The sequence below is a fragment of the Vibrio sp. SCSIO 43155 genome, assembly GCF_023716605.1.
GTDB classification, from domain to species: Bacteria; Pseudomonadota; Gammaproteobacteria; order Enterobacterales; family Vibrionaceae; genus Vibrio; species Vibrio harveyi.
Window position 1 is genome coordinate 1,097,434 of record NZ_CP071853.1, and the last position, 16,010, is coordinate 1,113,443.

The following is a 16,010-nucleotide window of genomic DNA, read 5'->3' on the forward strand; positions in this document are numbered from 1 at the left end:
TAGCAAATGAGATGTCGGTCACGTAAATTGCAGTTTGATGAAAAAGCAGGCATGCGCCAGTGTGATTTATTGGTGTTTACGTATTGTTGTGGTGCATGGGTTATGGCGGTAGTTATGCATGATTTGCGATTGGTTTATTATTTTATGAAATGTTTACTCAGGTTATCCAACAAAGTCTGAAGTTAGGAGAATAGGTAGGGCTGAAAACTTACAGCCCAAATCTTTGCTTTATCAGATATCATTTTCGTTTGAGTGGTAACACCATATCTGCAGTGCCATCTGCAAATTGTACGTCCAACTCAAATCCTAAACTTTGTGCGAGTGACAGCATGCCTCGATTGGTTGGCATTGTCATTCCGGAAATCTGCTTGGTGCCTTTTGCTTGGCAGTAACTAATGATTTTTTGCATCAGTACTTTGCCCAGACCTTTACCCTTTAAATCTGATCGGACCAAAATCGCAAACTCTGCATCACTATTATCCGGTGTTATCAGAGCACGAGATACACCAATAATGGAAGGTCCATTATCATCAAAGGCAACAGCAACAAATGCCATTTCACGGTCGTAATCAATTTGGGTTAAATTTGCGAGTGCCTCATGATTGAACTCCCCAACATCGGAGAAAAACCGATTGTAGAGATCTTCTTTAGATACGCTATTTATAAATTGAGCGTGAATTGGCTCATCCTCAGGAAGAATTGGGCGCAACAGAATAGGTTGCCCGTCACGTAATGTCACTGTCTCAACAAACTCTGCGGGGAAAGGACGAATAGCTAAGCGTTCCTGCGCATCTCCATGGTACTTTTTGAGTGTCACGTCTGCGTCGATTATGGTTAATTCACTACCTGATACCAATACTGGATGTATATCCAGGCTTTCTATTTCTGGTAGTTCAACCGCCATTTGAGATATGCGAACCAGAAACTTTGACAGTTCGTTCACATCAATCGCGTCTTTATGCTTTTGCAAGCGAACTTTCCCTGATTTCAACGCAATTACCACTAAATAACGAGCTAGGTTCATATTCAGTGGTGGCAATGCCGCAACCGCATCTTGAGTGATGTTCCAATCTGAGCCTCCTTGTCCGAGCAAAATCACTGGACCGAATACTTTATCAACCGCGATACTAATTCTGAGCTCCTCAGCACTACCTAGTTTCGCCATTCCTTGGACCAACAACCCTTGTAGGTTCGCCGCTGGATAGCTCAACTTTGCGGTGTCGAGAATGGCTTGCGCGGCGCTAGATACCTCTTGGCTATTACGCAAATTGAGTGCAACACCATGTACATCAGACTTATGAGGAATATCGGGAGAGCGAAGCTTTACCGCGACCGGGTAGCCAATATTTTCCGCCATATGGACCGCTTCAGTAACTTCAGAAGCGATCCAAGTCGGAAGAATATTAAAGCCAAACTGTTCAAACAAAGGGCTGGTTTGATGCGTATCCAGCATTACTGTTTGTTTGTCCAGTAATTGTTCGTTTACCCATTCACGAGCTGAACTCACGCTACCGGAGTGTAAAGGTTCAGCGGTTGTTGGAGTTTCCATCAATTGTTTTTGATTTCGTCGGTATTCGACCAAATGCATGTAAGCAACGACAGCACTTTCAGGTGTTCTATAAGTTGGAATGCCCGCACGTGTAAAGGCTAGCCGAGCCTCTCTCGATGTCTGCTCACCAGACCAATTGGTTAATATATTGAAATGCTTATGTCGGGGATGAGCTTGAATTGCTTCAATCACAGCGTTCGCGGTTTCTAATGAATCCGACACCGCTGAAGGGCTATGCATTATTAAGATGGCATCAGCACAGTCTCCGTTCATCAGCGCGTTTATGGTATCGACATAACGTTTCTTTGTTGCATCTCCTGCAAGATCAATAGGGTTAACACCACGCCAACTAACAGGCAATGCGGACTTTAGTTGTTCGACAGACTCTTCATTTAACGTTGCGAGCTTGCCGCCTCTTTCAAATAGAGTATCGACTGCCATGATTGCAGGACCGCCGCCATTGGTTACGATAGCTAGGCGTTCGCCTCGAAGCGGAACCGAATGTGTCAACGTTTCTACTGCCGCAAATAACTCGTGCGTATTACCCACACGCAGCATACCCGTTCTTCTTATCGCAGAATCGTAGATAACATCCAATGAATCAGTGTTGCCATCGCTAAATGGGCGAGCTTGTGATGACCTACCAGCTTTGAGAACCAAGATACGACGGTTTCGTGACGCTGCACGTGCTGCTGACATAAAGCGTCGAGCATCTTTAATTGAATCAACATAAAGAAGAATGGCTTCGGTCTTTGCATCCATGCTTAAATAATCAAGCAGTTCTGCAAAGTCGATGTCTTGCCCTTGACCGATTGAGATAAAAGAAGAAAAACCAATATTCTTGTCGTTTGCCCAATCAAGAACCGTGGTACACACTGCAGCGGATTGAGAGATGAACGCAATTTTACCCGGTTGCGCTGCCACTGGAGAAAAGGAGCAGTTGAAGTTATGCCAAGGAAGAATTATCCCGAGGCTATTTGGTCCTAAGACTCTTATGTTTAGATCAGAGAAATCGATACTTTCAACGTCATCTGAAATGACGATGGCAAACTCCGTGCCGCGCTGATCTAATTCAACAAGCAGTTGTTTATTGCGTGACACATTGGTACAAAGAATGGCGATATCTGGGGTATAGGGCAGGGAGGCGACGTTAGGGTATGCGATAACACCAGATACAGACTTATATTTCGGTGTCACGGGCATGATTGCACCACCGAACCCGCTCTGAAGAAGATTCCGCATTACTATTTGCCCTGCGCGTAACTCTTTTTGAGAGGCGCCGATTACCGCAACAGAATTAGGTTTGAAGAGTTTTTGTAATTTATTCATTCTTTCTCCTTGGCCTCTTACGCCTAGAACGGTTGGTCACTCCTCATACAATCATAAACGAATAAGCATCTCTTTAAATATGGACAAAGCAGACATTGGCTCAAAAGTGAGCCAAGCGTACAGAGTTTGTGTCACTCATCACATGAAAATCACAGTTTATTGTGTTTGGTGCTTGATAAAATGACCTGCTATCGGCATGATTTATCGTAATATTTATTTAGAGCGTTTGTTACTCCATGAAAAAAATCGCAATCATCGGCTTATCAGTACTGCTTTCTGCTTGTGCTTCGGAAACTTACATCACAGATGTAACCTCAGAAAGCTACCGTGAGGACTACCAAACTCCTTCAGTTTCAAAACCTATTATGTCGTCTGAAAGCGCTGTAGTAGAGAAAGATGTAGAACCAACAGTTGTTAAAATGACTGCGAAGCCTGAAGAGAAAAAGGTAGTTAAGCTGACACCGAAAGAGCAGGTAAAACCAGTTAAGATCGTACCGCCAAGCAAGAAACAAGCGGGTATCCAGCGTTTTGGCTATACCATTCAAGTTGTCGCGGTTGGAAGCCAAGCTAAAGTGGATCAGTTCGCTCGCCAGCTTCCTCAAAATGGTCAGCCAATTTGGGAAAACTACAAAGTAGTGAACGGTACTAAGTGGTTCTCGGTACTTTACGGAGACTACGCAACAAGTGCAGAAGCAAAGCAGGCAATTTCTTCTCTGCCTGGTCATTTTCAACAGCTTAAGCCATTTGTGAAGAGTATCGATGCCATTAAGAACTCGGCATATCCTACGCTTAATAAGCTAAATTAATTTACGAAGAGAAGGGAGCGAAATGCTCCCTTCTTTTTTGGTCAAATCCTATTCGAACAGCATTCCTCACAGTAAAATAACTGTACGTTACTACTCAAAGGTTTATCATACTGAATAGTATCTTTTGGAGATCACGGAAAGATTGATTCATGATTAAAAATATCCTTTTACTATGCGGTGGCGGCTCTTCTGAGCACGAAATTTCACTGTTATCTGCTAATTTTGTTGAGCAACAGCTAAACCTCATCGAAAACGTGAACGTTACGCGTGTAGAAATTAAAAATGAAGGTTGGGTGACTAACCAAGGTGAGTTGGTTTACTTAGATCTCAACACCAAAAAATTGTGTTCTGACAACTTAAGCTTAGAAGTCGATTTCATTGTCCCTTGTATCCATGGTTTTCCTGGCGAAACCGGTGATATCCAGTCTATGTTCGAAATCGCAGGCATTCCATATTTAGGTTGTGGACCAGAAGCAAGCAGTAACAGCTTCAACAAAATTACTTCGAAACTATGGTACGACGCGATTGGTATCCCAAATACACCTTACTTATTCTTGACTCGTAACGACGAGCAAGCTCATGCGCAAGCATTACAAGCGTTTGATAAATGGGGTAAAGTTTTTGTCAAAGCTGCACGACAAGGTTCATCTGTTGGCTGTTACAGTGTCACTGAAAAGGATGGTGTAATTCAAGCCGTTAACGATGCATTTGGCTACTCTGAGCAAGTTTTAGTTGAAAAGTCTGTGAAGCCGCGTGAGCTAGAAGTCGCAGCGTAGAAATGAATGGTCAACTGTTCATTACTAAGCCCGGAGAGGTCATTGCTCCAGATGGCGCGTTTTATTCTTATGATGAGAAGTACAGCAGCTCAAGCCACTCTTTGACAGAGGTTGAAGCAAAGAACTTAACAGCAGAACAAGTTGAAGCGATTCAAATTGCTTCTGAAACCGTCTTTAAACAGATGAATCTGCGTCACTTATCTCGCATTGACTTCTTCTTAACAGAAGATGATGAGATTTATCTGAATGAAGTCAACACCTTCCCAGGTATGACTCCAATCTCTATGTTCCCTAAAATGCTGCAGAACAACGGTCACAAGTTCCACGAGTTTTTAGCAGATTGTATTAATACTGCAATCTAAATAACGTTACCGTCGTTTGTTTTGTGGTAGAAATAGGCATAACTGAGCGATATAACAACATTAATGTTTGATTATTGCTCAGTTGTAATTATGATTGTAAAAAAGCACTAAATAGATGGCTCAGTGGTATGGCAATTTCAAATTATAGAGGTTTTAACCTGCAATCAGGCGGACCTGATGGTAGCGTTTGGAAGGTAAAAATCAAAAACCACGTTTTACAAGGCAGTTTGACGGCGGTAAAAAAGAGCATAGATTGGTGGTGCGACACCGCGTCTATTATTGATCCAAAAGAGTTTGCAACTTTAGGTCAACGCGCACAAAGCACTAACAGTCCACAAACTGAAATATTTAACGGCTACACGATAAAGAACGACACTGGCGAGCCAAACGCTTGGTATTGTATGTTCAATGGCAAACTGATCAAAGGCGGCAAAGCTGCGATTCAGCGCCATATCGAAGCGTATTTAGTTGCAAAACAGAAAGCGCTACAAGCTCAACAACAAAAGAAATAAGAATATGACACTCGTATATTCAACAGAAACTGGTCGAATCAAACCTGAAGAAGAGAAGATCGAACGTCCTAAAAAAGGTGATGGTATTGTTCGCATTCAACGCCAAACTAAAGGTCGTAAAGGCAAAGGCGTTTGTATCGTAACTGGTTTAGATTTGGATGACGCGCCATTAAAACTACTGGCAGCTGAACTGAAAAAAGTTTGCGGCTGTGGTGGCTCAGTGAAAGATGGAAGCATTGAAATTCAAGGAGATGCGCGTGATAAGATTAAAGCGCACCTTGAAAAGAAAGGCATGACAGTCAAGTTAGCCGGCGGTTAATAGTATAAAAGAAGCCCTATGAGGGCTTCTTTTTTTTTAATATCCAGGGATGCAATCTCAGTAGATAATCAATATTGAATACTGACTAGAACTCATACTTTTCTAAAAATCAAAGAGTGTGCTAATAGCAGAGCAAGCAATCGCAGATTGATAGATCCATATTAGCTATTTTATGGTAAATCGCGGTTATGTTTAATGACACTCATAAAAAGCCTCATATTTTAAAATCTGAGAGGGATAGGAGCCCAAACGAAGAAAGAATTGGCGTACGTTGATATTCTATTTAACATAACACATATAATGCGCACCAAGGGGTTGGAATTTAACAATTGCTAACTCTTTGATTAAGCCTTTCATAAGTATCTGATAACCAAGCCGTAATTTTTAATTTTGCTAGTTTTAAACGTTTAAGTCATTTGTACTATTGCTGACGATTGTTTTGCACAGTCCATTAAAAACGCCTAAATGCCCGACCGCCACATTATGATGCGTTCGGTTACGGCGAAAACAACAAGAAAAATATTTTTAGTCAGTTATCCAATATGCGAGCGTTGTCATGTTTCACGAATCATTCCGCACACTCTTTTGGCGTGAGTTTAAATCTATTAAGCAAGGCGCTGATTACTTTCACGTAACCAAACCAACCGTTGTTCGTTGGCTTGATGGCACTATGCCTGTTAATCCTATGGCAGAAAAGTTTCTACTCATCAAATCACTTGGTTACTTGCCTAATGATATTCGTTGGTCTGGTTTTCGTGTCTGTGAGAAACGAGCCATTATCATCACGCCGTCTGGTCGGGAATTCAGTCCGAAGGAATTGGAATGTTTTGTATTTTGGCGTGACGAACATCGCCAACTTGTTGAAAAGTTTGGGCATATAGACCAACCAAAGGTCTATCCTGCTAAAGAAAACGTGTTGCCGTTTGAAGGCGGTCGTCGAATGAAAGCCGCCAATTGGGTTCCAACAAAAACTAAAAGAATAAAGCACTAAACTGATTTTCTATGGCTCTCAAAGACTCACCCCAATTAACAGTAAGCATGCCTATGATAATTTGAATAATGATTAGAGCGAATACATACTTCGAATACTTCTTATGATACTGAAGGTTTTTTGCCTGTATGACTTCATTAATAATTTCTTTCTCGAGCATTATCTCTGCTTCGAATTTATTTGTTTTTTCTTCAATTTTCTTTAAGTATTTTTTTAAGTAATCTTTGTATTGCTTACCTTCGTAATACAAAAAGCCACTATTATTTATGTGTTCATTAAGTGTTGATAAGGATTTTTTTTGTTCGTTAACAAGCATACTTATCGCTTGTATTTTTTCATATTTTTTATTTATATCGAGTTTTTTTGTTAGAGTTAAACTATAATTTTCGTGGATTTTTTTATCTATCTTTTGTATGAGGAATAAAAACGCGTAAATATTATGGGAGTTTATTGCGTTATGATATGTTGAGCTAAAGTCTGGATTTAAATCACCTAAAAAGCTTTGTCTCTCTGAGTGATTATCTTCTCTCAAATATATGTAATCAAAATCATCTAAAAGTTTATAAGGACCTTTAGGGAAAAGAAGTTCATGATAGCTATTACTAAAGTCCATACTTAACGGCTTGATTCTGTCATCTATTACTGTTTTGTACCCTTTTATTTCATGTCTAGATTCATTAATGAATGACTCCTGTATATATACATCTAAGGACATCGAACTTTTATGTCTTACTTTCTTGTTGAGGTTTAATTCCTTTAAGATGGCGTCAGCGTAGTTTTTTGCCTCTGATTTTAGAGTGCTTAAATTGTTTTTTATTGTTGTTTCTGCTTGTTGTTCAACTAACTGATACTGATAGACACCGTAAAACTTACTAAGTGGGTTAATGGTTAAAGTTTTTTCTTTGGTGAGAGGTGGATGATGGGAATGTCTTTTATTAGTGCTGTAGCCTCATCGCTGGTTTTTAAGTATATAGATATATAAACCTTTCCGCGACTTAATGATATTCCTGACACACTACTATCATTAAACAGGGATGAGTTGTGTTTTATAGTTTTAGATGTGAATTTCCTCAGGGAATAATTTACATTTGCAGGCATGAAATACCCTAGGCTAACAGCGTGTTCACCTGATGATTGAGGTTCTAGTAAATACTTTTTTTCGCCGCTTTTTCTCTGCCACTTGTTTATTATATCGATGTCCCGAGTATTTAACTCCAAAAGCAAATGAACTCCAGCAACCCTCCATTTAATTTCTGGATTAATTAAGCTAATTGTATTGTAGTGGTGTTGTGCGTATGAAGATTCATCTGGCGAGCAGTAACCCTTAGCTGCGCATAATAATTTTCTACTAAAGAACTTTGGGTATTTCATTACGACATGCATAAGTCTATCGTGTATTTTAAATGTAATGCTCATTTTCAATAAGACTATGGTCAAGCAAAACAGTTGTTTGCTTGACCATTTTTCTGGTTAAGATTCAGATTCGGATAGTGAGAAAAAATTAGGTGACGTAGTGTTAATTATGACCTCTTCATCATCGAAGTTTTTTAATTTGATTAGTACTCCTTCAGTGCCCACTACTGTTAAACCGTAAGTTTTTTCTTCACCTTCGGTGCCTGTAATGATGTTTACTTTTTTTCCAATATACGGGCTAAACATTGTTACTACCTTATTTTTCAAACGAATATTTCAATTCACGCTACAATTGTAGCGATACTACCTGATAGTGCATCGTTTTTGTTGCATAAGCAAGATGTGGCATTCTCTATTGAACAAAAAAGCCGAACCCCATCGCTAAGGTTCGGCTTTTTTAGGCTTCTGATTTTGGTGGACGTCGATGAAAACGAATTGGAAGCCTGTCGAGGTCAGTCGACGTGCCAAATGTATTGGCTCCCTGCCCGTTGTTGGAATCCTCTTTGACACTGAGCGAAAAGACTAAGCAACCAATTGAAGCTGACTCCCTACCCATCTAACGCACTGTTAACAAAGGTACGTTTAGGATTACTGCTCCTTACTATTCCTTACATACATCAATAAGCCTCTCCTATATATTCTTTCGCAGCTCTAAATAAAACAATATAAATAAGACAAGACAGGTAGGAGAACCATCGTATGGTTATTTTCACAGCGGATTCGCTAGCATTGATGCTGGATTTATTAAAACAGGCAGATTTCAAAACCAACCATTTCTATTTTAACAATGGTCATCAGCAAGATCAGGTTGTCGGGTTAGACATCCAATATGAGGACTTTGAATGCAATGGCTCTTTTCAGCGCTTAGAGACCCGTTATCGCTTAAAGCTAACCAATGGTGAACGAGTTGAATTTTGGTTCAACCGTGGTCAAATGAAGATCAACACGATTAAAGCATCACAACCAATGACTGACATTGGTACCCCAACTCAAATTTCGCAATACAACTTCTAATTTTCTCTCTGCTTCATGCAAAAAAGCCGAACCCCATCGCCAAGGGTTCGGCTTTTTAATAGGCTTCTCACTGATCATTGGTACGTAAAACTTAACTTTCTTGAAGCCTGTCTAGGTCAATAGACATGACAAAGGTAGCGAGTCGATTGCCAGTATGTAAATCATCATTAGTGTAGGTCTGAAGCTCGTCGCAAGGTTTAAGTTTTTGGCTTAATGTTTGTACATGATGCTTAGACGGGTAATACATTCCTTTCTCGAAATAATGTAATTCAAACTTCTTAGTCTCGTTTCTTCCTGGTTCTTTTTTACTGCTCCGTGTGACCATCTAGAGATGTACGGCTATTTGAACGAGAGCGTGAATCTACACTTGGCTCTGTTCCAGTCTTTCGTTGTGACGCGGTAACTACTTAGTAAAACGCTTACCCCTCCATAGACACGCATAGATGTAACTTGAAGATCATTTACATCGATTCTACTGCTTTAGATTTTATTTCTTCATACCCCTAATCCGATTGTTTTTTGATGTCGCCTTATTTTAAGGCGGGAATTTGTGTCTCGACCAAATTTTGTTCGCAAGCGCTTACTGTTCTCTAATAGCCCGGTATTCACAAGCTAAGTTCTGAAAATTTGTTGTGACGCTGTCTCTTTTAGATTTTTACAGCATAAATCACTACCCAAATTATTCGCAAATAATCGATCTGTAATTAAATTACACAATGGTTGGTTGGCATTGTTCGTCGTGGAGATTTATTCTTTTGTAACTCATTGAAATATAATCTATTTGCGTTGTTTTTATGTGATTGTCATACATTCACACCAACCTGGGCGTGTGAGGGTTAATATAAATTAGTAAAATTTTACTAATTCACTACACTAGTGGTAACGGTTGTTTTGCACTTGCTTTTGGTGACGTGGTCACGTCGGATTTTAATTGATTGGCGGGACTATTGCTGCGGGAGGACTTGATTTTCGATAGATACAAAAAAGCAGGGTCATTGCCCTGCTCTTTGGAATTTTCTTAGCTTTGTTGCTTTGCTGCGTATTCGGCTCGAATCTGCTCTGCAACAATCTTGATTGCTTCTGCTGTGCTCGTCCCTTTCGTCATCAATTCTTGGATGCGCTCAACAGCTTGTTGTTGTTCTTCGTGGGACAGAGGTGGTAAATCGTCAAACATAAAAAAGCTCCTCATTGTGAGGAGCTGACTATAACGATTAGCTTAGTAGGTCGCAAGGAAATTAATTGAAGCCCCCATTGCGTCTTCGTTAGTGTACTGTGCGGCGATATCTACTTCGATTAGATTTAACGGTGACAGTCCGATACCTGCAGTAATTGTGCCTTCGTCATCCGAACGCGCTAGGTTTTTCATGTAACCGCCACGTAGAGCTAGTTGACGCAGTACATCGATTTCGAAACCGGCACGAATCATTTGAGTGTTGTCATCGAACGTAGAAAACTTTTTCTCTTCATTCAAATCGTAGTCAACGCTGAAGCTAAAGTAGTCCGCTACGTAGCCTGCACCCACAGTGTAAAGAGGACGCATGCTGTACTCATATGAATTGATGTTGTAATTATTTCCGCCCTGAGTGAACGTAAACGCTTTTGTTTTCACATCACGACCAATCAAGTTTTTAGCTGAAATACCTAATCGGTAAGGACCGAAGAACCATAACGCTCCGGCATCCAGGTTAAACATGGTTTCTGCGGTTTCATTTTCGCGAAGATCTTTGGTATCGAAAGACGCAAAACTTGTAGCGTATGAGTAAGTGTATATACGCTGCAGTTTTGGAGTGATACCAAAGGACAAGTGTTGATTCATGAAGTTAGCGTATTTCGCTAAAGAGATCCCCGCCTCTGCTACACCGATTGAAACGCCGCGAACGTAGTTTTTGTCAATGTCCGTAACGTCGTTAACTTCCGGTTGAACAAAGGATTCGGTATAGAGCTTGCCGTAAGCGGTCGCAGATAGGAATTTGTTAGGGATACCAACAGCAACAACACCACCGATATCGAAATCCATTTTTTGACCGTTGATGCCATTCAGACCTTTTGCGATCTCTGCTGGATCTGTAAGTTTGCCAATTCTTTCGATTTCATCAATCAGACCGTTTTGGTCGTTATAATTGATACCAAAACTTGGCACGATCATGCCTGCATCATCGTTACGACGATAGATTGCGGTCAGTGCTGGGTTAAAGAATGGCGCGGTTAGGTAAGAGGCAGATACAGTGCCCACTCCACCCATCGCATCACTGCGTGCTTCAATTGCGTAAGTTGCAGCAGAAGCAGCGCCGGAGAACAGCGCTGCAGTCATGGTGGTGGCTAAAATTTTGAATTGTGTCTTCATACTACACTTGTGTTTTCGTTCTTCCTGAACTTATATCGGCACAAATGTAATTTCTTTAGCTATTCTTCGAGAGAAACATCATAGGTTCGGCTAATAGTTTGAGCTTGCTCAACAATAATGTCACCTTGCCAACGACGACTGTTGATACTTACAGCTAAAACATAGCGATCATTTGGTATTCCCTCTAACTCTAATGAGTTTGGATAGTTCGACTCATACGTTTTTTTCCACACTTGTTCATACTGGCCTTCAACGTAATCGTAAAGTCCGACTTCAAGTTGTGGTAGAGGACAATGTGGGTTGCGTAGCGCGCTCTTTTCTACTTTCCAATTTTCTTTGGAGGTCCAACGAACATATTGTGAAGAATTTGAATCACCTAATATGACCCAAGTTCTGTAAGTGCGTTTGTCTTTTGTCGTCACAGATAGGTGGTATAAGCCAGCGTCTAGTTTACCCGTAAGGTTATAGCGCTTGAGGAAATTACGTTCGTTGGCTAATTCCGTCCCTTGTTGTGGCTCTTCGTAGTTAAAAGAACTATCCGCCGAGATTGAGCTATCAACCCAACGACGAAAAGAAATGTCATCGATGTCGGTTGTTGCACGTAGCTTAACGACTAAGCGATAGGTATCACGCCCGGGGCTTTGTATGGTTTGACGGATAACGTTAATCCCGCTTATCCACTCCGGTAGAGTCACTCCCGTTAAAGATTTTCCACAGTCTTTTGATAGTGATTGAGCAAGCAAGTCATTAAGGTGTGGTCTTAGTTCTTTATTAGGTTCACTTTGCCAAAGTTCGACAAGAGAGTTGAACATGCCACCGAGGTCATCTTCTAAAAGATGTTGGTGTGCTTGTGTCAGCGGTGTGTTGGATTGAAACCAGTCCGTTGCATGGACTGGTTTCACTAACAGTAATGATAGAACTACAGGAAGTAGTGTTTTCATTCTTGTTCTTACGCTTTCATCTTGTAACCAACGCCGCGAAGCGTTTCGATTTCAAGACCTGGTAACTTCTGGCGAAGCTGCAGTACGTGTGTGTCTACAGTACGTGTGGTTGGGAAATGGTTGTAACCCCATACATGGTCAAGTAGCTCATCACGAGTAAAGACACGACCTAGGTTTGATGCTAAGAACAATAACAAGTCAAACTCGGTACGAGTCAAAGTGATCATCTCCCCTTTGAAAACGACTTCGCGTGTTGCACGGTCGATTTCTAGGTCTTTAGTCATGACTTTATCGGCATTACCTTGTTCTGCTGAATCTGGTGCACGCAACTGTGCACGAATACGTGCAAATAGCTCCGCTTCAGCAAACGGTTTTGTTAAGTAATCGTTCGCGCCAGAGTCAAGACCCGCAACTTTATCTTTAACTGTCACCAGTGCAGTCAGCAGAATAACTGGGACATCTTTAATTTTTTTCCATTCAGGAAGTGATTGTACCGAATCACCATCAGGCAGTTGGCGATCGAGAATGACTAAGTCAGCCTTTTTCCATTGTGGCTCAACGTCTGAAATACGCTCCACATGTAAACACTCATATCCTGCTTGTTCCAGGCTTACTAACAGGCCGTCAGCCAAGTTTTTATCGTCCTCAACGAGAAGCAGTGTCTGTTTCACAAGGTATCTCCAATATAAAGGTTGTAGGTGGTCCCATTAGGGACATTTTTCCGCCCATGCGGCCTACCATTGATTCAACTATTGTTAATCCAAGCCCTAGTCCGCTCTTACTAACAAACGGTTTTCTTAGGTTTGCCCAATCTTTTGCAGTCAAGCTGCCGGCATCTATGACTTGGATAATGATTTTTTCTGCACTGGTTTCAACACGAAGTTCTACCGGTGCTTCGCCATACTTCAATGCGTTACGCAGCAAGTTATCGATACAGGTCCCGAGCCAATACACGTTAACTTTAGCAGCTACATCTTCATTAATTTTGAAAAGTACAGCGTTATCAAATTCTTCTTCAATCTTATATTCTAGCCATTCTGCAACGGATGGAACCCAGTCTGTTGCAAGCATTTGGTTATCAGATTGCAAATAATCTTTACTTGCTTCTGCTAACTGGCGTAATCGGCGCGTATCTTCACACAATCGACGGAATTCATCGTAGACACTTTCCGGAAGGTGTTCAAACTCTCGACGAAACCCTTCTACAGTTAGCGACAATGATGCGATCGGCGTTCTCAGTTCGTGCGTTAAAATTTGCAAAACCAACATGCGGCTACGCATTTCTTCACGTTTGCTATTCCAACGATATACCGCCCAACCGATCACCAACAAAATGTTGGCGATGACGAGGATGATCATACTGATCCGCAACACTTGCGAGTGATCTTCCACATCCCAACAAATGTTGCCACGTTTTACGAAGCAGCTTCGGCTTTCTGATGCTAAACCGTAAGACAGTCCTGCGTTTGCAACGTTCTCCTGCCATACGTTTTTAGCGAATACAAAATAATGGTCGCCACGGCGAAGCCACAGTTCTTTGCCTTCAATGAACATACTTGCGCCAGCGATGAGTGCATTAATTGCATCGTCATCCATGTTTTGCAGGCTAGAAAGCAGTTCATCCCCTTCATCATTACTTCTCTCTTTGATATGCATGTACTGAGCAAGTTTGTTACGTAGCTCAGGATACTTTTCCGCATAACGCGCTGCGTATGTACCACCACCAGGGTGGATCAGACCGCTTCGAGAAAACCAACGTGGTGTAAGCTGCGTCCCTTTACATATGGCACGCGTAAACACCAAAGGTTCAGTAATTAAAGGGCTTAACGGTAATTTTCCGCGACATGTGTTCGCCAAACGGTACAACTGCTGGATGTCTTTCAGCGGGTAATCTGCGGTTTGTGGCAGCATTGAATCCGGAGAAAGCAACTTAGTTGGGTAGTTAGATTGCAGTATGCGTATATCATACGATTTAAGAGCCACTTCATAATTAAATAGCTCTGTAAATGTATCTATTCGTTCTGGTAATGAATCTGCAAATGCGGGTGCCGAAAAAAGTGGCAGCATTAGAGCAGAACGGAGCAAAAACTGTTTAATCAAACTGTTACCGTTACTTGTTATATTAGCCAGAACTATACATCAATAAACAAGCAAATGACATTAGACGGCTTAAGGATTTGCAGTACTATAACATTGAAAGAGCACAAAAAAAGGCCAGCGAATGCTGACCTTGATTAGTTTTAAAGCAACTTATTTTAAAGTGCTTTGAAAATCGCCTCGACACTTTCTTTCGCATCACCGAATAGCATTGAGGTGTTTTCTTTAAAGAACAATGGGTTCTGAACACCTGCATAGCCAGTATTCATTGAACGCTTGAATACGACTACGTTTTGCGCGTTCCAAACTTCTAATACAGGCATACCTGCAATTGGGCTATTTGGATCTTCTAGTGCTGCTGGGTTAACTGTATCGTTCGCGCCGATAACAAGAACCGTATCTGTTTCTGGGAAGTCATCGTTGATCTCGTCCATTTCTAGCACGATATCGTAAGGAACTTTAGCTTCCGCTAGCAGTACGTTCATGTGGCCAGGTAGGCGACCTGCTACTGGGTGAATACCAAAGCGAACTTCGATTCCTTGAGCGCGTAGCGTTTCAGTAATCTCGTGAACAGGGTATTGCGCTTGAGCTACTGCCATACCGTATCCCGGAGTGATGATCACTGATTTTGAGTTCTTCAGCATTTCTGCAACTTCTTCAGCAGACGTTTCACGATGCTCGCCTTGCTCTTCATCACTGGAAATCACAACTTCTTGACCAAAGCCGCCTGCAATTACACTCACGAATGAGCGATTCATTGCTTTACACATGATGTAAGACAGGATAGCGCCTGAAGAACCAACCAGTGCACCAGTCACGATCAGAAGATCGTTTGCTAGCATGAAACCAGCCGCTGCTGCTGCCCAACCTGAGTATGAGTTCAGCATTGAAACGACTACTGGCATATCTGCACCACCAATCGATGCAACCAAATGGTAGCCGAATGCAAACGCTATTAGCGTCATGATGACCAATGCGAACATGCTGCCGTCAGCTTTTACGAAGTAAATCATAAGAAGCGTAGAAACGACGATCGCCGCAAGGTTCATTTTGTGCTTGTGAGGCAAGTTAAGTGGCGATGATGAGATGATGCCACGCAGTTTACCAAACGCTACGATAGAACCGGTAAAGGTCACTGCACCGATGAATACACCAAGGAATACTTCAACAAGGTGAATCACGTGTTCAGCGTGCATACCGGCAAGGTCAGTTGAAACTGGTGCTGGTGGCTCTAAGTAGCTGTTAAAGCCAACAAGTACTGCTGCCATACCTACAAAGCTGTGTAGAATCGCAACCAGTTCTGGCATTTCAGTCATTTCTACTTTCTTCGCGTAGTGGATACCGATACCACCACCGATCACCATTGCAATAATGATCCACGCAAAACCTTCCGCATTTGGGCTGAAGATCGTCGCGATAAGCGCGATCGCCATACCCGCAATACCGTAGTAGTTACCGTTTCTTGCCGATTCTTGTTTAGAAAGTCCCGCGAGACTCAAGATGAAAAATAGCGCAGCAATGATGTATGCCGCTTGTACTAATCCTGCAGACATTGGT

14 protein-coding genes and 1 pseudogene are annotated in these 16,010 nt (G+C 41.7%); 6 read left to right on the forward strand and 9 right to left on the reverse strand.

Features of this window, described 5'->3' with window-relative positions; genetic code table 11:
• Positions 1–238: 238 nt before the first annotated feature.
• Positions 239–2,878: a bifunctional acetate--CoA ligase family protein/GNAT family N-acetyltransferase gene (locus J4N44_RS21765; protein ID WP_050934171.1), complete on the reverse strand. Its 2,640-nt coding sequence runs from the start codon at positions 2,876–2,878 to the stop codon at positions 239–241.
• Positions 2,879–3,114: 236 nt separating this feature from the next.
• Here J4N44_RS21765 and J4N44_RS21770 point away from each other — a divergent pair, with 236 nt between their 5' ends.
• The 5 genes and pseudogenes from J4N44_RS21770 to J4N44_RS21790 all read left to right on the forward strand — a co-directional run bounded on the left by J4N44_RS21770 (position 3,115) and on the right by J4N44_RS21790 (position 6,644).
• Complete coding sequence (locus J4N44_RS21770; RefSeq protein WP_005451792.1) at positions 3,115–3,684, forward strand: SPOR domain-containing protein; 570 nt, start codon at positions 3,115–3,117, stop codon at positions 3,682–3,684.
• 149 nt (positions 3,685–3,833) lie between these two features.
• Positions 3,834–4,822: pseudogene (locus J4N44_RS21775) on the forward strand (D-alanine--D-alanine ligase).
• A 128-nt stretch (positions 4,823–4,950) separates the two neighbouring features.
• The gene (locus J4N44_RS21780; protein ID WP_005451794.1) at positions 4,951–5,334 is read left to right on the forward strand and encodes a DUF3319 domain-containing protein; all 384 of its coding nucleotides are present in this window, start codon (positions 4,951–4,953) and stop codon (positions 5,332–5,334) included.
• A 4-nt stretch (positions 5,335–5,338) separates the two neighbouring features.
• On the forward strand, positions 5,339–5,653 hold the full coding sequence (gene yciH / locus J4N44_RS21785; protein ID WP_252045780.1) for a stress response translation initiation inhibitor YciH: 315 nt from the start codon (positions 5,339–5,341) through the stop codon (positions 5,651–5,653).
• Between the two features lie 556 nt (positions 5,654–6,209).
• The gene (locus tag J4N44_RS21790) at positions 6,210–6,644 is read left to right on the forward strand and encodes a phage protein (RefSeq protein WP_252045781.1); all 435 of its coding nucleotides are present in this window, start codon (positions 6,210–6,212) and stop codon (positions 6,642–6,644) included.
• Here J4N44_RS21790 and J4N44_RS21795 read toward each other — a convergent pair.
• Complete coding sequence (locus tag J4N44_RS21795) at positions 6,625–7,359, reverse strand: hypothetical protein (RefSeq protein WP_252045782.1); 735 nt, start codon at positions 7,357–7,359, stop codon at positions 6,625–6,627. The two genes, J4N44_RS21790 and J4N44_RS21795, sit on opposite strands and share 20 nt — an antisense overlap.
• A gap of 173 nt (positions 7,360–7,532) precedes the next feature.
• Positions 7,533–8,015 (reverse strand): hypothetical protein, encoded by a 483-nt coding sequence (locus tag J4N44_RS21800; RefSeq protein WP_252045783.1) that lies wholly within the window; start codon positions 8,013–8,015, stop codon positions 7,533–7,535.
• Between the two features lie 741 nt (positions 8,016–8,756).
• On the opposite strand from J4N44_RS21800, the gene J4N44_RS21805 reads away from it, so the two are divergent.
• Positions 8,757–9,071: a hypothetical protein gene (locus tag J4N44_RS21805; protein WP_005451803.1), complete on the forward strand. Its 315-nt coding sequence runs from the start codon at positions 8,757–8,759 to the stop codon at positions 9,069–9,071.
• A 1,018-nt stretch (positions 9,072–10,089) separates the two neighbouring features.
• On the opposite strand, the gene J4N44_RS21810 is transcribed toward J4N44_RS21805, so the two are convergent.
• The 6 genes from J4N44_RS21810 to pntB all read right to left on the reverse strand — a co-directional run bounded on the left by J4N44_RS21810 (position 10,090) and on the right by pntB (position 16,006).
• The gene (locus J4N44_RS21810; RefSeq protein WP_005446846.1) at positions 10,090–10,245 is read right to left on the reverse strand and encodes a YoaH family protein; all 156 of its coding nucleotides are present in this window, start codon (positions 10,243–10,245) and stop codon (positions 10,090–10,092) included.
• Between the two features lie 42 nt (positions 10,246–10,287).
• Positions 10,288–11,415 carry a conjugal transfer protein TraF gene (locus J4N44_RS21815; protein WP_005446848.1) on the reverse strand — a complete coding sequence of 376 codons (1,128 nt, stop codon included), beginning with the start codon at positions 11,413–11,415 and terminating at the stop codon, positions 10,288–10,290.
• A gap of 59 nt (positions 11,416–11,474) precedes the next feature.
• Complete coding sequence (locus J4N44_RS21820) at positions 11,475–12,356, reverse strand: DUF2861 family protein (protein ID WP_005446850.1); 882 nt, start codon at positions 12,354–12,356, stop codon at positions 11,475–11,477.
• Between the two features lie 8 nt (positions 12,357–12,364).
• A complete protein-coding gene (gene vxrB / locus J4N44_RS21825) occupies positions 12,365–13,027 on the reverse strand; it encodes a response regulator transcription factor VxrB (protein ID WP_005446851.1) in 663 nt (220 codons plus the stop codon).
• Positions 13,002–14,423: a sensor histidine kinase VxrA gene (gene vxrA, locus J4N44_RS21830; protein WP_301182665.1), complete on the reverse strand. Its 1,422-nt coding sequence runs from the start codon at positions 14,421–14,423 to the stop codon at positions 13,002–13,004. The genes vxrB and vxrA overlap by 26 nt, the downstream gene beginning before the upstream one ends.
• Before the next feature lie 188 nt (positions 14,424–14,611).
• Positions 14,612–16,006 carry a Re/Si-specific NAD(P)(+) transhydrogenase subunit beta gene (gene pntB, locus J4N44_RS21835; protein ID WP_252045784.1) on the reverse strand — a complete coding sequence of 465 codons (1,395 nt, stop codon included), beginning with the start codon at positions 16,004–16,006 and terminating at the stop codon, positions 14,612–14,614.
• Positions 16,007–16,010: the final 4 nt, after the last annotated feature.